At 17.8% G+C, this 20,157-nt stretch carries 17 protein-coding genes and 2 pseudogenes; 2 read left to right on the top strand and 17 right to left on the bottom strand.

Annotated elements, in window-relative coordinates:
* Positions 1–132: 132 nt before the first annotated feature.
* Positions 133–1,512 (top strand): cysteine--tRNA ligase, encoded by a 1,380-nt coding sequence (gene cysS, locus GFK87_RS00530; protein ID WP_226799223.1) that lies wholly within the window; start codon positions 133–135, stop codon positions 1,510–1,512.
* Between the two features lie 4 nt (positions 1,513–1,516).
* On the opposite strand, the gene folD is transcribed toward cysS, so the two are convergent.
* Complete coding sequence (gene folD / locus GFK87_RS00525) at positions 1,517–2,380, bottom strand: bifunctional methylenetetrahydrofolate dehydrogenase/methenyltetrahydrofolate cyclohydrolase FolD (protein WP_226799222.1); 864 nt, start codon at positions 2,378–2,380, stop codon at positions 1,517–1,519.
* Positions 2,381–2,469: 89 nt separating this feature from the next.
* Positions 2,470–4,206, bottom strand: a complete 1,737-nt coding sequence (ligA, locus tag GFK87_RS00520; RefSeq protein ID WP_226799220.1) for an NAD-dependent DNA ligase LigA — start codon at positions 4,204–4,206, stop codon at positions 2,470–2,472.
* Between the two features lie 62 nt (positions 4,207–4,268).
* Here ligA and dapE point away from each other — a divergent pair, with 62 nt between their 5' ends.
* Positions 4,269–5,402 carry a succinyl-diaminopimelate desuccinylase gene (gene dapE / locus GFK87_RS00515; protein WP_320411429.1) on the top strand — a complete coding sequence of 378 codons (1,134 nt, stop codon included), beginning with the start codon at positions 4,269–4,271 and terminating at the stop codon, positions 5,400–5,402.
* 46 nt (positions 5,403–5,448) lie between these two features.
* Here the strand turns inward: dapE and dapA are convergent, their stop codons facing one another.
* From dapA to lepA, 15 genes and pseudogenes are all read right to left on the bottom strand, one after another.
* Positions 5,449–6,330 carry a 4-hydroxy-tetrahydrodipicolinate synthase gene (gene dapA, locus GFK87_RS00510; RefSeq protein WP_226799219.1) on the bottom strand — a complete coding sequence of 294 codons (882 nt, stop codon included), beginning with the start codon at positions 6,328–6,330 and terminating at the stop codon, positions 5,449–5,451.
* A gap of 70 nt (positions 6,331–6,400) precedes the next feature.
* Positions 6,401–7,789 carry a ribosome biogenesis GTPase Der gene (gene der, locus GFK87_RS00505; protein WP_226799218.1) on the bottom strand — a complete coding sequence of 463 codons (1,389 nt, stop codon included), beginning with the start codon at positions 7,787–7,789 and terminating at the stop codon, positions 6,401–6,403.
* An 86-nt stretch (positions 7,790–7,875) separates the two neighbouring features.
* Positions 7,876–9,156 carry a histidine--tRNA ligase gene (hisS, locus tag GFK87_RS00500; protein WP_226799217.1) on the bottom strand — a complete coding sequence of 427 codons (1,281 nt, stop codon included), beginning with the start codon at positions 9,154–9,156 and terminating at the stop codon, positions 7,876–7,878.
* 49 nt (positions 9,157–9,205) lie between these two features.
* Entirely contained in the window at positions 9,206–10,282 is a 1,077-nt protein-coding gene (gene rlmN, locus GFK87_RS00495) for a 23S rRNA (adenine(2503)-C(2))-methyltransferase RlmN (RefSeq protein WP_226799216.1), read from the bottom strand.
* A 38-nt stretch (positions 10,283–10,320) separates the two neighbouring features.
* Positions 10,321–10,650 carry an ISC system 2Fe-2S type ferredoxin gene (fdx, locus tag GFK87_RS00490; protein WP_226799215.1) on the bottom strand — a complete coding sequence of 110 codons (330 nt, stop codon included), beginning with the start codon at positions 10,648–10,650 and terminating at the stop codon, positions 10,321–10,323.
* A gap of 32 nt (positions 10,651–10,682) precedes the next feature.
* Entirely contained in the window at positions 10,683–12,161 is a 1,479-nt protein-coding gene (locus tag GFK87_RS00485) for an Hsp70 family protein (RefSeq protein ID WP_226799214.1), read from the bottom strand.
* 25 nt (positions 12,162–12,186) lie between these two features.
* Positions 12,187–12,714: a co-chaperone HscB gene (locus GFK87_RS00480; protein WP_226799213.1), complete on the bottom strand. Its 528-nt coding sequence runs from the start codon at positions 12,712–12,714 to the stop codon at positions 12,187–12,189.
* A 23-nt stretch (positions 12,715–12,737) separates the two neighbouring features.
* Positions 12,738–13,127, bottom strand: a complete 390-nt coding sequence (iscU, locus tag GFK87_RS00475; RefSeq protein ID WP_226799212.1) for a Fe-S cluster assembly scaffold IscU — start codon at positions 13,125–13,127, stop codon at positions 12,738–12,740.
* A 16-nt stretch (positions 13,128–13,143) separates the two neighbouring features.
* Positions 13,144–14,352: an IscS subfamily cysteine desulfurase gene (locus tag GFK87_RS00470; RefSeq protein ID WP_226799211.1), complete on the bottom strand. Its 1,209-nt coding sequence runs from the start codon at positions 14,350–14,352 to the stop codon at positions 13,144–13,146.
* Positions 14,353–14,400: 48 nt separating this feature from the next.
* A pseudogene (glyA, locus tag GFK87_RS00465) lies at positions 14,401–15,685 on the bottom strand (serine hydroxymethyltransferase).
* Between the two features lie 44 nt (positions 15,686–15,729).
* A pseudogene (tadA, locus tag GFK87_RS00460) lies at positions 15,730–16,149 on the bottom strand (tRNA adenosine(34) deaminase TadA).
* Positions 16,150–16,202: 53 nt separating this feature from the next.
* Entirely contained in the window at positions 16,203–16,586 is a 384-nt protein-coding gene (gene acpS, locus GFK87_RS00455; protein WP_226799210.1) for a holo-ACP synthase, read from the bottom strand.
* Positions 16,587–16,622: 36 nt separating this feature from the next.
* Positions 16,623–17,486 (bottom strand): GTPase Era, encoded by an 864-nt coding sequence (era, locus tag GFK87_RS00450; protein WP_226799209.1) that lies wholly within the window; start codon positions 17,484–17,486, stop codon positions 16,623–16,625.
* Positions 17,486–18,139 (bottom strand): ribonuclease III, encoded by a 654-nt coding sequence (gene rnc, locus GFK87_RS00445; RefSeq protein ID WP_226799208.1) that lies wholly within the window; start codon positions 18,137–18,139, stop codon positions 17,486–17,488. The genes era and rnc overlap by 1 nt, the downstream gene beginning before the upstream one ends.
* A 220-nt stretch (positions 18,140–18,359) precedes the next feature.
* Entirely contained in the window at positions 18,360–20,150 is a 1,791-nt protein-coding gene (lepA, locus tag GFK87_RS00440) for a translation elongation factor 4 (protein WP_226799207.1), read from the bottom strand.
* Positions 20,151–20,157 lie beyond the last annotated feature (7 nt).

Genomic DNA, 20,157 nt, shown 5'->3' with positions numbered 1-20,157 from the left:
ATATTTATATTAATAAATTAAATAAATATAATAACATTTATTATATTTAATTTAATTAATATTAATGTATATTTTTAAATAAATCAATATTTATTATAATATTTATATTAAAAAAAGTATTATAGGATAAAAATGTTAAAAATATTTAATTCTATTAAAAATAAAAAAGAAAAATTTATATCTATTAAAAAAAAAAATGTAAATATTTATGTATGTGGAGTTACTGTTTATGATTTATGTCATATTGGACATGGTAGAACTTTTGTTTTTTTTGATATAATGATTAGATATTTGATTTATTTTGGTTATAAAATAAATTATGTACGTAATATTACTGATTTTGATGATAAAATTATAAATAAATCTAATAAAAAAAAAATATCAATTAAAAATTTAACTAATAGTATGATATTAAAAATGAAAGAAGATTTTAATAATTTAAATTTACTTAAACCTAATAAAGAACCGCTTGTTACAGATAATATACAAAATATTATTGAATTAATTTTAAAATTATTAAAAAATAAAAATGCTTATATAAACTATAAAGGTGATATATTATTTTCTATTAAAACTTATAATAATTATGGTCATTTTTTTAAAAAAAACAAAATAAATATTTTAAAAAATAGTAATAAAATAGATTTTGTTTTATGGAAAAAATCAAAAATAAATGAACCAGGTTGGTTATCTCCTTGGGGTATAGGTAGACCAGGTTGGCATATTGAATGTTCAACCATATGTAATAAATATTTAGGAAATAAAATTGATATTCATGGAGGAGGACAAGATTTAATTTTTCCTCATCATGAAAACGAAATAGCTCAATCACAATGTATTTTTAAAAATAATAAAATTAACTATTGGGTTCATGTAGGAATGTTAATGATAGATAATGATAAAATGTCTAAATCAAAAAATAATGATTTAAAAATAAGAACTTTATTAAATAATTATAATAATGAAATTATAAGATATTTTTTATTATCCCGTCATTATAGAAAACCATTAATATATAAAATTAATAGTTTAAATAAATATACTAATATTTTAAAATTTATGTATAAATCATTACAAAACACAAATCCTAATATTAAAATTTTATTAGGAAATACATTTAAAAATCGTTTTTTTGAAGCAATAAATGATGATTTTAATATTCCTGAATCTTTTTCTGTATTATTAAGTTTATCTAAAGAAATAAATAATTTAAAAAATAAACAATCTTCTAAGGTTCATAATTTTGCAGCTAGATTACGTCAATTAGCTGGAATATTAGGTTTATTAAAAAATGATCCTAATGATTTTTTAAAAAAAATTAATGGATATTCTTCAAAAATAAACGATAAAAATTTTTTTTATTATAAATATATAGATAAAATAAATAAAATAAGAAATTATTATCGTATTAATAAAAAATGGAAGTTAGCAGACAAAATGAGAAAAAAATTAAATAAATTAAATATTAGAATTGAGGATAATATTAATAATACAAACTTATATAAAAAATAATATTTTATATAATAAATTTATTTTTTTTTTTATATGTAATTAAAGTATTATATATAAGTGCAGAAATAGTCATTGGACCAACACCACCAGGAACGGGGGTAATATATGATGATTTTATTGAAGTACTAAAAAAATTAACATCACCTTTAATATTACCATTAGAAGAATAGTTTATACCTACATCTATAATAATAACTCCATATTTAACTAATTTTCCTGAAATAAAATTTATTTTCCCAACAGATACTATTATTAAATCTGATTTTTTTATATAATAATTTAAGTTTCTAGTAAATCTATGAACAATTGTAATAGTACATCCTGATAATAAAAGTTCCATACTAATAGGTCTACCTACTATATTAGAAGCTCCTATAATTAAAGCATTTAATCCTATTATATTAATTTTATATTTTGATAACAATGTTATAATTCCAAGCGAAGTACAAGGTCTTAATAAAGGTATTCTTTGACAAAGTTTACCAATATTATATGGATTAAAACCATCTACATCTTTTTCTATTGATATTAATTCTAAAATTTTATTTGTATTTATATGTAATGGTAAAGGTAATTGTATAATAATACCATCTATATTATTGTTATTATTTAATTTATTTATTAAATTAAATAACAATTTGTTATTAACTGAATAAGATAAATTATAAGCATAAGAAATTAGTCCTGTTATTTTACATGCAATATGTTTTTTTTTTACATATAATAAGGATGATTTGTTATTACCAATTAATATTACAGCTAAAGATGGTAATCTATATCCAAATTTTTTATATTTTTGATTTTTTTTATAAATATTATAAAGTATATAATTTGATAATGTTTTACCGTCTAATATATTATTTATCATTTTAAAAACAATTTTATAATAATTTTATTAATTTAATAAAATATTTATTTTTTTTTTAATTATAATATTTATAATTTTTTTATAATTAATTATATAAATATTTTAACATGTTTTAATATTTTTGAAATTATTATTTTATTTTTTTTTTTTTTCATAAAATTAAATACATTTAATGATATTTTTTTTGATATTTTAGGAACTGAATTTATTTCTTTTATATCTGCATATATTATTTTACTTATATATTTAAAGTAATTAGCAATATTTAATGATATTATTTTACCCACATTTTCAATTCCTAAAGAATATATAAAATTTGATAGATGTATATTTTTAGATTTATTAATAGAAATTAAAATATTGTATAATAAAGATTTATTGATAGTATTTAATCTAGATAAAATTTTATAATTTAATTTAAATATATCTGATATATTTTTAATATATTTTTTTTTTATTAACTCAAAAACTATATTTCTTTTAATAACAGTTATATTAAATCCATTTTTAGAAATAAAATTTATTATTTTTTCTTGTAGTTGTATTCTACAATTTAAATTTGAATTACATTTATATAAATATTTATTTTTTATATATTTTAATTTAGAATTACAAATAGGACATAATGTTGGAAAAATAATTTTTTTTGCTTCTTTAGTTCTTTTAGATAATATTACTTTTATAATTTGAGGTATAACATCTCCTGAATATTTTACTATAACACTATCCCCTATATATAAATTTAACATTTCTATATTTTTTTTATTATGTAAAGTAATTTTACTAATTTTACTTCCTAAAATATTAATTGGTTTAATATATGCTATAGGTATTAAAATACCATATCTACTTATATTAAAAACTATATTAATTACTTTAGTAATTTTTTCTTGAGACTTAAATTTATAAGCAATAGCCCATTTTGGATATTTATTGTTACAACCAATTTTATTTTGTATTTTTTTAGAATCTATTTTTATTACTATACCATCATTATCGAATCCAAAATATTTTCTATTAATATTTGCATAAAAAAAAAATTTTTTAATTTCTTTTATTTTATATGTTTTTTTTATATAATTATGTATTGGAATACCCCACTTATTAACTTTTTTTAAACATTCAAAATGACTTTCATTAAATAATTTTTGTTTTGAAAAATTAACATTATAACACAAAAATGTTAAATTTCTATTTGATGTAATTTTAGAATTAATATTTTTTAATGTACCTGATACTATATTTCTAGAATTAGAAAAAAAACTATTATTTTTTTTTTTAATATTTTTAAGATTTTTATAGGTTATAAATATTTCACCACAAATATTTATTTTTTCTGGAATATTATTACCTTTTAAAATTAATGGAATATTTTTTATAGTTAATACGTTAGCTATTATATCATCTCCTAAATAACCATTACCTCTAGTAATTGCTTGTATTAAATTTCCTTTTTTATAAATTAAACTAATTGATATTCCATCTATTTTTAGTTCACAACATAAATAAAACTTTTTTTTTAAATTTTTAAATATTTTTTTATAAAAATTATATATTTCTTCAATGTTAAAAGTATTTTTTAATGATAACATTGGTAATAAATGAGTTTTTTTTTTAAAATTTAATATATTTGAATATTTAAATTTAATTTTATTAAATATATTATTTTTAATTATAGTACATTTTTTTTTTAAAATATTAAATTTATTTAATAATTTATCATATTCATAATCAGGTATTTCAGAATAACTTAAATTTCTATATAAATAATCATAATATATTATTTTTTTTTTTATTTTTAAGACACTGCTTTTAATATAATTCATTTTTTTTATAATTTAATATAATATTTAAATATAATAATATATTATAAGGTATATATAAAATTATGTTGAATATAATTTCTTTAACAAAAAAATTAATTAAATGTCCTTCATTAAGTCCATTAGATTCAGGTTGCCAAATAATTATAAATAATCGTTTAAAAAAAATTGGTTTTAATATTAAATATATAAATATAAATAATACTATTAATACTTGGGCTTATCATGGTATTGGTGGAAAAACTATATTATTTGCTGGACATACAGATGTAGTATCTTCTGGTGATATTAATAATTGGAAAACTTTACCTTTTATACCTTTTATTAAAAAAAAAAAAATGTTAGGTCGTGGTTCAGCAGATATGAAAGGATCTTTAGCAGCTATGATAATAGCTGTTGAAAATTTTATTAAAAAAAACCCTAAACATAAAGGTAGAATATCTTTTATTATAACTTCTGACGAAGAATCTGAAGCTATAAATGGTACTGTAAAAGTAATTGAAATATTAAAAAAAAAAAAAGAAAAAATAGAATATTGTATTATAGGAGAACCATCTAGTGAAAAATATGTTGGAGATACTATTAAAAATGGAAGAAGAGGATCTTTAAATATTAATTTAATAATTTATGGTATACAAGGTCATATAGCTTATCCTAATTTAGCTAAAAACCCTATACATATATCTAATAATTTTATTAAAGATTTAATACTAAAAAAATGGGATTGTGGTAATATCATTTTTGAACCAACTACATTACAAATATCTAATATATACTCTGATAATATTAATAATTTAAGTAACATAATACCTAGTAAAATAAATATAAATTTTAATTTAAGATTTAATAATATAATAAATGTAAAAAATATTATAAAAAAAATTAGAATTATGTTAATTAAAAATAAATTAAAATATTATATAAATTGGAAAATATCTGGAAAATCATTTTATACAAATGAAAATAAATTAATAAATATAGTTAAAAAATCTATATATTTATATAATAAAAAATTTCCTAAAATATCTACTAATGGAGGTACTTCTGATGGAAGATTTATTTATAATATATGTAAACAAATTGTAGAATTAGGTTTAAAAAATAATACAATTCATAAACCTAATGAATATATTAATACATTAGAATTAAAAAAATTAAGTATTATATATCAAAATATTATAGAAAATATTTTGATATAATAATTATTATAAATAATTATTAAAATATATTTTATATATATAAAAATTATATAATACCTGCTTTGCATATAGCTTTTTCAACTATTAATTCAAATTTTTTAGATAATTTTGTCAAAGGTAATCTTAATATATTATTATTAATTAAACCTAATTTAAATGCAGCCCATTTTACAGGAATAGGATTAGATTCTATAAATAAAGCTTTATGTAAATACATTAATTTTTTATTTATCTTACGAGCTTTTATAAAATTATTATTTAAAGCTAAAGAACAAATTTTAGACATTTTTTTTGCTGCGATATTAGCAGTAACTGAAATAACTCCATGACCTCCTAATTGTATAAAATCAAGAAATGTAATATCATCACCACTTAGTATAATAAATTTTTTATTATTTACTAAAGAAGAAATTTTATTTACTCTAGATAAATCTCCAGTGGCTTCTTTTATTCCTATTATATTTTTAAAATTTGATAAACGAGCAATTGTTTCTGGTAATAAATCACAACCAGTTCTTGAAGGTACATTATATAATATTTGTGGTAAATGTGTACTTTCAGAAATTGATTTAAAATGTTGATATAAACCTTCTTGGGTAGGTCTATTATAATATGGTGTAACAGTTAAACATCCCGAAATTCCAGAATTTTCAAGTTTTTTAGTTAAATTAATACTTTCTGAGGTATCATTAGAACCAGTTCCCGCTATTATAGGAATTCTTCCATCTGAAATTTCTAAAGTCATCATAATTAAATTACAATGTTCTTTTTTACTTAACATAGAAGATTCACCTGTGGTACCCACAGATACTATAGCTGAAGTTTTATTTTTAATATGATAATTAATTAGTTTTGTTAAATCTTTTTTACATATAGAACCATTTTTTTTTATGGGTGTTATTAATGCAACAATACTTCCTTTAAACATTATAACCTCTTTTAAATATTATTTATTAAATTAATAATATAAGATATAAAATTAAGTAAATATTTTTTTTTTATTTAAATTTACTTTTATAATTACTTTTTTTATCTTTAATATATGGGTTATTATTTTCTTTAAAAATTATTTTTATAGGTGTTCCAGAAATATTTAATTTATTTCTAAAATAATTAATTAAATATTTTTTATAAATAATATTAATACCGTTCACATTATTACCATGAATAACTATAGTGAAAGGATCATAATTACCAATATGAACATATTTTAGTTTTATTCTATATTTATTATATATAGGAGGTTGATGTTTTTTAATAGATTCATGAAGTATTTTATTTAAATATGAAGTATTAATGTTTTTTTTTTTTATATTAATTATTTTTTTTATTAAACTAAATAAAAAATTTATACCTTTTTTGTATAGAGCAGAAATAAAACAAATTGGTATAAAATTAATATATTTAAATTTATTAATTATATTATTTTTTATTTTTATTTTTTTATCTTCAGATATTTTGTCAGATTTATTAAATGCTATAATGATAGATTTACCATATTTTAATATTTTATATATTAAAGATAAATCTTTTTGTGAAATATTTATTTCTGCATCAATAATTATAATTACAATTTTTGAATTTTTTATTTCTTTAATTGATTTCATTATAGAAAATTTTTCTATAATATTATTAACATTGTTTTTTTTTTTAATACCAGCTGTATCAATAAATACATATAATTTATCATTATATTTAATTGGTATATATGTACTATCTCTAGTAGTACCAGGTTTATTATCAACAATCATTCTTTCAGATTTACACAAACAATTAATTAATGTAGATTTTCCAACATTAGGAGATCCTATAATAGCTATTTTTATAAAATTATCATAATTTATATTATCAACATTAATTTTTAATTTTATATTTTTATTTTTTAATTTTTTAATATAAGGCATTAATTTATTATTTAAAAAATTATTTATTCCATAATTATGAGCTGTAGATATAAAAGATATATTTTTAAATCCTAATTTATAAAATTCATAAGAATTATATTTTAAATTTTTATTATCAACTTTATTTATAATTAAAAATACATCCTTTTTATATAAATTTTTTAAATATTTTGCTAATATATAATCATCTTCAAGTAAACCAGTTATTGAATCAACCATAAAAAATACAGCGTCCGATTCTTTTATAGCAATAAATATTTGTTTTGATATCAAACATTTGATATTTTCTTTTATATTTTTAAATCCAGCAGTATCTATTATAATAAATTTATTATTATTATAATTTACTATTTCATATTTTCTATCTCTAGTAACATTATTAATATTATAAAAAATAGCTTTATTATTAGAATTAGTAATAATATTAAATAAAGTAGATTTACCAACATTAGATCTACCAACAATAGCAATTATAGGTAACATTTTATTTTCAAAGTTAAATAAATTTAAAAAAAAATTTATATATAATAATTAATTTTAATAATATTATATAAATATTTTAAATAAATTTATATTTTTATTTTTGATAAGATTTTAATTATTTGTTTTTTTGTTTTTATAAATTTATCACCATTATTTAAATTTATAATAATTAGTTTATTAGTTTTTATTTTATTTTTTTTTAAAATTATAACAAATGATGATTTCATTTGTTTAGCTTTAACAATTTTTTTTTTTATTTTTTTTTTATGATTAAAATCAAAAAAAACTTTAATTTTAGGTAATATATCTCTTATTATTTCAGCAAATTTAATTAAAATATATTGTTTATTTAAATTATATACAATTATATAAATATCAATATATTTAATAAAATTATTTTTTTTTTGACATTTTGAAAATAACATTAATAATCTTTCTAACCCCATAGCACATCCTATTGCTGGGGTATGATATCCACCTATTTGTTTTACTAAATTATCATATCTACCTCCGGCACAAATTGTAATATCTTTATTTTCAAAAAAATTAGTTTTCCATTCAAAAACCGTTCCATTATAATAATCTAATCCTCTAAATAAGTTATGATTAATTTTATAATTTATTTTAAAAAATTTTAAAAAATATAATAAATTATTAAAATAAGATAAAGATTTATTATTTAAATAATATTTTAAATTAGGAGCTTTTTTAAGAATTTTTAAAATTTTAAAATTTTTAGTATCTAAAATACGTAATGGATTTTTATAAAGTCTATTTCTGCAATCTAAATCTAACTCATTTTTATATTTTTCTAAAAATATTATTAAATCTTTTTTATATTTATATCTTTCTTCTGAAGAACCAATATAATTTATTTCTAATTTCATATATTTATTAATGTTTAATATTTTCCACCATCTTAATGTAATCATTAATAATTCTATTTCTATATTAGATTCTGGTAAACCAAATATTTCTATTCCTAATTGATGAAATTGACGATATCTTCCTTTTTGAGGTCTTTCATAACGAAACATAGGTCCTAAATACCATAAACGTTGTTCTTGATTATATAATATACCATTTTGAAGACTAGCTCTAACACAACTAACCGTTCCTTCTGGTCTTAATGTTAAATTATTACCACTCTTATCATTAAAACTATACATTTCTTTTTCTACTATATCAGTTATATTTCCTATAGATTTTTTAAATAATTTAGTATTTTCTATAATTGGAAATTTTATTTCATTATAACCATAACTACTTAATACCTTTTTAAGTTTATATTCAATTTTTTGCCAAATCAAATTAGTCTTAGGTAAATAATCGTACATTCCACGTATTGATCTTATATTTTTTAACAATTTATTCTCATTATTTATTAATTTTTATAATTTTTATTATTAATTTAAATTAAATATTATTTTTAATTTTATTTATAATATTTCCTGATAATTGCCCACATGCTGCATTTATATCATTTCCATGTAGTTTTCTTATAGTAGTAATTAATCCGTTTTTTTTTAATATTTGAGCAAATTTATATATTTTATTTTTAGGACTACTTTCATATTTTGTATTAGGTATTTTATTAAAAGGAATTAAGTTTATTTTACTTGGTATATTTTTTAATAATTTAATTAATTGATAAGCATTATAAATATTATCATTTATATTATTTAACATTATATATTCTATTGTAAATTTAATTTTATTAGATTTTGATAATTTAATATATTTATTTATTTCTGATAAACAAGATTCTATATTATATTTTATATTTATTGGCATTAAAGAATTTCTTAATTCATTATTAGAAGCATGTAAAGAAAAAGCTAATGGTATATTTATAATTTCATAAATTTTTTTAAAAGCAGGAATAATTCCAGAAGTTGATAAAGTAATTTTATTTTTTTTTATATTTAAACAATAGTTATTTAACATAATTTTTATTGAATTAATTACATTAACTACATTTAATAATGGTTCTCCCATACCCATAATTACTATGTTAGTAATTTTTTTTTTAGGATTTATATTATATAACATTTTAGATATACACCAAATTTGTCCTATAATTTCTGAAACTTTTAAATTTCTTTTAAACCCTTGTTTTCCTGTAGCACAAAATTTACAATTTAGAATACAACCAACTTGAGATGAAATACAAATTGTTTTTCTATTAATTTCAGGTATATAAATTGTTTCAATAATTTGTTTATTAAAATTTAATATATATTTTATAGTTCCATCTTTGGAATATAATATATTTTGTATTACAGGTAATTTAATTTCTAATTTTTTTTTTAATTTTTTTTTTAAATTTATACTTATATTACTCATATTATCAAAATTATCGCAAAAATTATGATATATCCATTTCATTATTTGTTTAAAACGAAATTTTTTTTCACCGATAGATTCAATAATTTCTTTTAATTTTTTTTCATCAAGATTTAAGATATTAATTTTTTTTAAATTTATATCCATTTATTTTTTTTATTTTATTAAATATATTTATAATTAATTTAATTAACATAATTAATATTATATTTTGGTATTTTAATTATTAAATCTTTGTCAGAAATTATAGCTTGACAAGATAATCTACTTTTAAAATTTAAATTCCATGCTTTATCTAACATATCACTTTCTAATTCATTTATTTTATTAAGAGAATTAAAACCTTTTTTAATTATACAATGACATGTTGTACAAGCACAAACTTTTTCACAAGCATGATTAATATTAATACCGTTTTTTAAAGCTATATTTAAAATACTATCTTTTGATCTATGATAAACTATTTTACCTTTAGGTAAAATAGTTTTATGTGGTAAAAAAAATATTTTTATCATAATAATATAATGTTTATTTAAAATTTATAAAATTATTTATATAAATCATAAATTTTTATTTCCTTTTTTATTCCAGTAGATTTTTCTTTTGCTTTTACAAATAATAATCCATTATGATTAATTTTAAAATTTATAAAAATACGAGCTATTCCAGATGGTAATGAAGGTATATCTGTTAAAATAAATTTAGCTAAATGTTTACAATTAGAAATTAAATCACTTTCACCTTGTACAATATTAATTTTCATAGTAGTTTGATTATCTTTAAAGGTTGTAAATTCTTTAGTACATGAAACAGGAATTTTAGTATTACGAGGTATTATTTTTTCTACTACCCCACCTATAGTTTCTATACCTAAAGATAAAGGTATTACATCTAGTAATAAATTTTTTTTATAGTTTTTATTTATAATTTCATTTGCATTAATAGCGGCACCTATAGAAACTACTTTATCTGGATTTATATTGTTTAATATATCACATTTAAAAAATTTTTGTATTTTATTTTTAATTAATGGTATTCTTGTTGAACCACCAACTAGTATTACTTTTTTTATATTTATTATTTTGACATTGATACTTTTTATTGTTTCATAACAAATTAATAAAGTATGTTTTATTAATGGATAAATAATTAATTCTAAATCATTTCTATTAATTTCAATATTTTTTTTATTATAATTTATAATTATTTTATTTTGATAAGTCAACTTTATTTTTATTTTTATAGCTAATATTTTTAGTTCATATTTTATTTTTTTTTTATTAATATTTTTTATATTTAATTTTTTTATTAACCAATATATTATTAATAAATCAATATCATCACCACCTAAATAATTATCTCCACCTGTAGCTAATACTTCAAAAAAACCATTATAATTAATTTTTAAAATAGAAATATCAAATGTTCCACCACCTAAATCATAAACAGCTATTAAACCATTTATTTTTGTATATACACCATATGCTATAGCAGCTGCTGTAGGTTCGTTTAATAATTTTAGTAATTTTAAATTTGAAATGTTTACAGCATTTTTAGTAATATTTCTTTGTTCATGGTTAAAATAAGCCGGTACTGTAACAACTATACCCTTTATATATTTTGTTTTAAAAATATATTTTGCTCTAATTTTTAATATTTTTAAAATATCAATATAAACATTTATAGGGTTTATTAAGCCTATATTAGTATTAATAAAATAATTTTTGTTTATTAATTTTAAAGAATATAAAAAATTATCATATTTTTTTTTTTTAAAATCTATACCAATTATTCTTTTTACAGATTTTAATATATTTTCTTGATATTGATAATATTTATTTAATAATTTCCAACCTACAATAGTTTTATTTTTATTATATAAAACTATTGATGGTAGAAGAAATCTTCCTTTTGTATCGGTTAATATTTTTATTTTATTATCAACAATAGAAGAAACTAAAGAATATGTAGTTCCTAGATCTATACCTAATGTTATATTTTTATTTTTAGATAAAAAAAAACTCATTTATAAAAAAAAATAAATAAATTGTTTAAATTATTTTTTTTTTTAATAAATCAATTTCATTAGCTTTATCTTCAATTCTTTTTAAAAAAATTAATTTATTAAATATTATTATTACATTAAACCATCTTTTTTCTTTAATATTAATATTAATTTTTTTTGAAAAATATAACTTTTGTGAAAATATATAATTATAAAGTGCTTTTAATGACATAATTTCGTCTTTTGTTATTTTTTTTTTTTTTTTTAAATAATCTAAATAATTAAAAATTTCAAATTTTCTCTCCAAATCCTTATATTTATCTAAAATTATAGTTTCATTTATATTAACTTTATTTAAAAATAATAGATAATTTATTCTAGTAAATTTATCGTAAATAATATTGTAAATTCTATTTAAAAAAGTAGTTTTTTTTAATGCTATTTTTTTTTTTTCTAAACTACTTATATTTAAATCAGGATGATTTTTTTTTTGTAATTTTTTAAAATTATGAGATAAAGTTTTTTTATTTATAAAAAATAAAGATTTTAAATTAAAAAATTTGAAATAATTCATATTTTTTCCTTATTAATTTATGTTTAAATTTTTGTTATTTTTTTTTTTTTATAATCTTTTATAGCGGCTTTAATTGCACTTTCTGCTAATATAGAACAATGTATTTTAACCGGAGGTAAATCTAATTCTTTTACAATATATATATTTTTTATATTTTCAGCTTCTTTTAAAGATTTTCCTTTTATTAATTCAGTTACAAAAGAACTTGAAGCAATTGCTGATCCACATCCATAAGTTTTAAATTTAGCATCTTTAATAATATTTTTATTATTAACTTTAATTTGTAATTTCATAACATCTCCACAAGATGGAGAACCAACTAGTCCACTTCCAACATTAGGATCATTATTATCTAATGAACCAACATTTCTAGGATTTTCGTAATGATCAATTACTTTTTTACTATATGACATAAAAATTCCTTTTTTTTTAAGAAACAAACCAATCAAATTTTTCGCTTCTAATTTTAAAATCTTCCCATAATGGAGACATACTTCTTAACTTATCAACCGATTTATTAAATAAATTAATTGTATAATCAATTTCTTCTTCGGTAGTAAATCTTCCTATTGAAAATCTAATTGAACTATGAGCTAATTCTTCCTCACGACCTATCTCTTTAAGAACATAAGATGGTTCTAAACTAGGAGAAGCACATGCTGATCCAGAAGAAACAGCTATATCTTTTAAAGACATAATTAAAGATTCTCCTTCTACAAAATTAACACTAATATTTAAAATATTAGGAATACCAGTTGTAGTATCACTATTTAAATATAATTCTTCTATATTTCTTACACCACTCCATAATTTATCTAATAAACTTCTAATTCTAATATTTTCTAATAACATTTCTTTACTTAATATTTCACAAGCTTTTCCCATTCCCATTATTTGATGAACTGGTAAAGTTCCTGAACGTAAACCATATTCTTGCCCACCACCATGCATTTGTGCTTTAATATGTATTTTAGGATTTTTTCTTATGTATAAAACCCCTATACCTTTAGGTCCATATATTTTATGTCCTGAAAATGATAATAAATCTATAGGTATAATATTTAAATCAATTATTATTTTTCCTATACTTTGAGTTGCATCAACATGAAATATTATATTTTTTTTTTTACATAATTCTGCAATTTCTTTTATATCTTGTATAACACCAATTTCATTATTAACATGCATAATAGATACTAAAATAGTTTTATTAGAAATTTCTTTTTTAATTTTTTCTAAACATATATATCCATACATATCAGGTTTAATATATGTTACCTTAAATCCTTCAGTTTCAAGTTGACGACATGTATCTAATACAGATTTATGTTCGATACTACTAGTTATAATATGATTACCTTTTGACTTATAAAAATTTGCTATACCTTTAATAGCTAAATTATTTGATTCAGTTGCTCCAGATGTAAATATAATTTCTCTATAATGAGCATTAATTAATTTAGCTATTATATTACGTGATTTATCAATAGATTTTTCAGCTTCCCATCCAAATGAATGTGATCTAGATGAAGGATTTCCAAAAGAACTATTTACGTCTAAATATTTTATCATTTCTTTTACAACTCTTTTATCTACTGGTGTAGTTGAAGCATAATCTAAATAAATAGGTAGTTTCATTATTTAATTCCTAATTTAATTTTATAATATAAAATTATTTTATAAAAATTATTTAATTATTAAATTTTGTTTTTTTTTATTATAATTATATACTGGAAATTTTTTACAAATATTAATTACTTTTTTTTTAATATTAATAATTTTATCAAAATTATTAATATTTTGTATTATATCATGAATCCATAATGTTAATATACTAATTTCTTTTTCTTTAAACCCTCTTTTAGTAATAGCAGGTGTTCCGATTCTAATTCCAGAAGTTATATGATGTTTTTTTTTTTCATTAGGGATAATATTTTTATTTACAATAATGTTTGCATATTCTAGTTTTATTTCTATTTTATTACCTGTAATATTATTTTTTCTTAAATCTAATAAAAATAAATGATTTTCAGTTACATTAGATATTATTTTATATCCTAAAGATATAAATATTTTTGACATTAATTTAGAATTTATTATAGTTTGTATTTGATATTCAATAAATTTTAAACTCATAGCTTCTTTAAAAGACATAGCTTTTGAAGCTATTATATGCATTAATGGTCCACCTTGAGTTCCTGGAAAAACAGACTTATTCAATTTTTTATAAAATGATAATTTATTTCCTTTAGATAATATTATACCACCTCTTGGACCTGATAAAGTTTTATGAGTAGTAGAAGTTATAACATGTGCATAATTTATAGGATTGGGGTACAATCCTGATACTATTAAACCTGCAATATGAGATATGTCTACAAATAAATAAGCATTAATATAATCAGCAATAATACGCATTTTTTTCCAATTACATAATCCTGAATATGAAGAAAAACCACTTATTATCATTTTAGGTTTATATTTTAAAGATAATTTTAGAATATTTATATAATCAATACTATTATTATTATTTAATTCATAATGAATAAAATTATATAATTTTCCTGAAAAATTTACTAATGATCCATGAGTTAAATGACCACCATGATCTAGTTTAATACTTAAAATGGTATCACCTGGATTTAATAAAGCATTATATACAGCAAAATTTGCTTGAGATCCTGAATGTGGTTGTACATTAACATAATCAGCTTTAAATATTTTTTTTGCACGATATATTGCTAATTCTTCTATTTTATCTATATATTTACATCCTGCATAATATCTTTTTCCTGGGATAGCCTTCTGCATATTTATTAGTTAACTGTGAACCTTGTATTTCCATAACATATTTTGTAATATAATTTTCAGAAGCTATTAATTCTATATTTTCTTCTTGTCTTTTAATTTCATTTTTTAATATTTTCCATATTTTTTTATCATATTTAAATATATTATTATAATTTATCATAAGTACCTTATAAATTGTATTATAATTATTATATTATAAATATTTTATCTTTTTGATAAAAAAAAATCATTTATTAATTTAGAACATTCTTTAGATAATATATCATCTACTATATTAATAGAATTTTTTATTTTTAATTTGTTTAGTAAATTTGTAAAATTCATATAATTTTTATTTTTAGCTCCAAAAACAACTTTATTAATTCTACTATTTAATATTACTCCAGTACACATAATACATGGTTCTAAAGTTCAATATAAAATAGAATTTTGTAATCTATAATTATTTAAATATTTACTACCTTTTCTAATAGCAATAATTTCAGCATGAGATGTAGGATCTTTAGATGATATTGTACAATTATAACCCTTACCAATTATAATATTGTTTTGTATTAATATTGCACCTATAGGAACTTCGTTTTTTTTTAAAGCCCTTTTTGCTAATAAAATTGCATATTTCATCCAATAATTATGTTTTTTTTTAATCATATCATAGATATCTTAATTTTATAGTTTTAGGATTCTAATATTACTACAGAACATACATAATCATTTTCATATGTTAAAGTAGTATGAATATTATTTATTTTTTTTTTTTTTTTTAAATAGTATGCATATTTTAAAAATTTTATTTTTGGTTTTCCAATTTTATTATTATATACTTCAAAATTATGAAAATTTAATCCATTCCTCATACCAATACCTAATGATTTAGAAGCAGCTTCTTTTATAGAAAAAACTTTAGATAAAAAACGATATGATTTATTATAATTATTTATGTAATTATAAAATTCATTTTTATTTAATATTTTTTTAGCTAATTTATTTCTTTTTTTAATACATATATTTTTTATGCGTAACATCCATACTATATCAATACCTAATCCTAAAATAGTCATTTTTTTAGTTTATTAAAAAAATAATTTATAAAAAAATTATTTTTTATTTATTAAATTTATTTTAATTAAAATTTTTAAAAATATTTTTTTATTAAATATTTTTTCAATAATGTTTCTTGAATTCATACTTATTTTTTTAATTTTAGAACCATTTTTACCTATTAAAATTTTTTTTTGATTTACGTTTTTTACAATTATAATAGATTCTATAAAATACATATTTATATTTTTATTATAATCAAAATTATTTATTTCAATTTTAATATTATAAGGAATTTCTTTATTTAAATTTTTAATAACATTTTCACGAATAGTTTCATTAATAATAGATCTTGGTGATTCACTTGTAAAATAATATGATGGAAAATAATGTGATGATTTTAATAAGTTTTTTAATATAATTTTATATAAATAATTTATATTAGTTCCATTTTTAGATGATATTGGAATAATAGATAAAAAATTTATCTTTTTTTTTAAATATTTTATATAATTAAAAATTAATGATTTTTTATTAATTTTATCTATTTTATTTATTAAAAAAATTACAGGAATATTAAATAATTTAATTTTATTTAAAATAATTTCATCAAATAAATTCCATTTTATACCGTCTAATACAAATAATATAATATTTATATTATATAATGATATTTCATTTTGATAATTTATTTTGTATTTATTTTTTTTTTTATTAAAAAAATATAATCCTGGTGTATCAATATAAACAGTTTGATAATTATTATCAGTAATTACTCCTAAAATATTTTTCTGAGTAGTATTTATTTTATGTGAAATAATAGATATTTTTTTTGATAATATTTTATTAAATAACGTTGATTTTCCTGAATTAGTTTTTCCTAAAATAGCTATAAAACCAAAATAAGTTTTTTTTAACATTATTTTTTTAAAGCTTTTATTATCTTTAAAGCCCCATAAGCAGAAATTTGTTCAGCATTTTTCTTATTATAACTTATTCCAGTAGTTATCATACTTTTACCCTTACCGAATTTACATTCAATATAAAATTCATATTTATCAGGAATAAAATAAGATATATATTTTGGTGGTTTTAAATAATGTTTTTGAAGATATTCTTGTAAACGACTTTTAGAGTCTTTATTTTTTTCTGAAGGTTTAATATTATAAAGATAATTTTTGTACCATAATAATATTATTCTTTCTACTGATTCAATATCGCTATCTAAATAAATACTACCAATTAATGCTTCTATTGAATTAGATAAAAAAGATTCACGTCTACCAAAAAAAAAAACTTCATTTCTTCCTAAATATAAAAATTTTTGTAAACCAATGTTTCTAGCAATACTAGATAAAGTACTTTTTTGTATTAAAACTGATTTCATCCTGCTTAAGTTTCCTTCGTTAGTAAAAGGGAATAAACTAAATAATGCATTAGATATTGATAATCCTAAAATAGAATCTCCCAAAAATTCAAGTTTTTCATTATTTATATTACTGTAACTTTTATGTATTAATGATAATTTTAAAAAACTTCTATTATTAAAACTATAACCTATTATATTTTGCAATCTTATCTCCAAAGATCTTATAGTATAAATAAAAAAATAAAATATTTTTAATAAAAATGTTATTCTTATATTACATTTTTTAAAGTAAAATAATATAAAAAAATTTATAACTATTTTTTTTAATAATTTAACGTTGTGTTTATAATAAATTAATTTATATTAATTTAATAAATTAATATAATTTTAGATAATATAATAATTATAAAAAAAATAAAATTTTTTATTTTTTTATATTTAGTAATGTTAAAAATATTTTTTTAGGTAAAAATACATTTCCTATTAACTTCATTTTTTTTTTTCCTATTTTTTGTTTTTCTAATAGTTTTTTTTTACGACTTATGTCTCCACCATAACATTTGGAAATAACATTTTTTCTTAATTTTTTTATATTATTACGTGCAATTATTTTATTATTAATTGATGCTTGAATAATAATATCAAATTGTTGTCTATGAATAATATTTTTTAATTTTTTTACTAAAATATTTCCATAATTTCTTGAAAATTTTTTATGAATTATAACTGATAAAGCATCTATTTTTTTATAATTTATTAATATTTCTAAACATACTAAATCAGATTTTTTAAAATATTTAAATTTATAATCTAAAGATGCATAACCTTTTGAAATAGATTTTAATTTATCAAAGAAATTTAAAATTACTTCCATCATAGGTATTTCATAAATTATTTCTATTTTTTCACCATGATATAAAATATTATTTTGTATTCCTCTTTTTTTTATACATAAATTTATTATAGGACCTAAATAAATTAAGGGTGAAAATATATGACATTCAACTATAGGTTCAAATATAGAATCTATATTTTTTATAGATAATAATTTATGTGAACTATCAATTTTAATTATTTTATTTTTTGTTTTTACTTTGTATATAACATTAGGAGTAGTCATAATAATATCTAAATTATATTCTCTTTCCAATCTTTCTTTTATAATATCCATATGTAATAAACCTAAAAAACCACATCTAAAACCAAAACCTAATACAGAAGAGTATTCTTTTTCATATAAAAAAGATGAATCATTTAAACTTAATTTTTTTAATGCTTGTTTAAAATTTATATAATTTTTATTATCTACAGGAAATAAACCTGCATATACTTGTGGTTTTGTTTTTTTAAAACCTGGTAATGATTTATTTATAGGTTTATCAAATTTAGTAATAGTATCTCCTACAGGAGCATCACCAATGATTTTAATACCACATATTATCCAACCAATATCACCACATTTTAGTTTATTTTTATTTATTATTTTTGGTGTAAATATACCTAAACTTTCTACATGATATATACTACAATTACTCATAAATTTAATTTTATCACCTTTATTAATATTACCATTTTTAATACATATTAATGAAACAACTCCTTTATATTGATCAAACCACGAATCAATAACCAATGCTGCTAAATTATTATTTGTTTTTCCTTTTGGTGAAGGTATTTTTTTTATAATATTTTCTAATAAAATATCTACTCCATATCCAGTTTTAGCAGAACATTTTATAATATTTTTTTTTTTTATGTTTAATATATTTTTTATATTTTCTAATATTTTTTCTGTTTCAATTAAAGGTAAATCAATTTTATTTAATACAGGTATAATAGTTAAATTCATATCAATAGCAGTATAATAATTTGCTAGAGTTTGAGCTTCTATTCCTTGACCAGCATCTATTAATAATATAGCTCCTTCACAAGCAGACAATGAACGAGATACTTCATATGAAAAATCAACATGTCCAGGTGTATCTATTAAATTTAATTTATAAATAATTTTAGATTTCGATAAATAATTTAAAGTAACATTTCTTGCTTTTATTGTTATACCTCTTTCTCTTTCTAAATCCATAGAATCTAACATTTGTGTAATTGGAGTATTTCTATTAGTTAATCCATTACAAATTTGAATAAATCTATCTGATAATGTGGATTTTCCATGATCAATATGTGCAATAATGGAAAAATTTCTAGTATTTTTCATATAATTA

Source organism: Candidatus Annandia pinicola (assembly GCF_020541245.1).
GTDB classification, from domain to species: Bacteria; Pseudomonadota; Gammaproteobacteria; order Enterobacterales; family Enterobacteriaceae_A; genus Annandia; species Annandia pinicola.
Note: the sequence above shows the minus strand (reverse complement) of the source record. Positions and strands in the feature narration are given on the sequence as shown.

What these genes read in the sequence shown, in the direction of transcription:
- cysS (WP_226799223.1), top strand. Translation starts at nt 133, where the DNA reads ATGTTAAAAATATTTAATTCTATTAAAAATAAAAAAGAAAAATTTATA.
- lepA (WP_226799207.1), bottom strand. Translation starts at nt 20,150, where the DNA reads ATGAAAAATACTAGAAATTTTTCCATTATTGCACATATTGATCATGGA.
- GFK87_RS00480 (WP_226799213.1), bottom strand. Translation starts at nt 12,714, where the DNA reads ATGAATTATTTCAAATTTTTTAATTTAAAATCTTTATTTTTTATAAAT.
- dapA (WP_226799219.1), bottom strand. Translation starts at nt 6,330, where the DNA reads ATGTTTAAAGGAAGTATTGTTGCATTAATAACACCCATAAAAAAAAAT.
- iscU (WP_226799212.1), bottom strand. Translation starts at nt 13,127, where the DNA reads ATGTCATATAGTAAAAAAGTAATTGATCATTACGAAAATCCTAGAAAT.
- ligA (WP_226799220.1), bottom strand. Translation starts at nt 4,206, where the DNA reads ATGAATTATATTAAAAGCAGTGTCTTAAAAATAAAAAAAAAAATAATA.
- era (WP_226799209.1), bottom strand. Translation starts at nt 17,486, where the DNA reads ATGTTAAAAAAAACTTATTTTGGTTTTATAGCTATTTTAGGAAAAACT.
- der (WP_226799218.1), bottom strand. Translation starts at nt 7,789, where the DNA reads ATGTTACCTATAATTGCTATTGTTGGTAGATCTAATGTTGGTAAATCT.
- GFK87_RS00470 (WP_226799211.1), bottom strand. Translation starts at nt 14,352, where the DNA reads ATGAAACTACCTATTTATTTAGATTATGCTTCAACTACACCAGTAGAT.
- acpS (WP_226799210.1), bottom strand. Translation starts at nt 16,586, where the DNA reads ATGACTATTTTAGGATTAGGTATTGATATAGTATGGATGTTACGCATA.
- GFK87_RS00485 (WP_226799214.1), bottom strand. Translation starts at nt 12,161, where the DNA reads ATGAGTTTTTTTTTATCTAAAAATAAAAATATAACATTAGGTATAGAT.
- rlmN (WP_226799216.1), bottom strand. Translation starts at nt 10,282, where the DNA reads ATGGATATAAATTTAAAAAAAATTAATATCTTAAATCTTGATGAAAAA.
- folD (WP_226799222.1), bottom strand. Translation starts at nt 2,380, where the DNA reads ATGATAAATAATATATTAGACGGTAAAACATTATCAAATTATATACTT.
- dapE (WP_320411429.1), top strand. Translation starts at nt 4,269, where the DNA reads ATGTTGAATATAATTTCTTTAACAAAAAAATTAATTAAATGTCCTTCA.
- fdx (WP_226799215.1), bottom strand. Translation starts at nt 10,650, where the DNA reads ATGATAAAAATATTTTTTTTACCACATAAAACTATTTTACCTAAAGGT.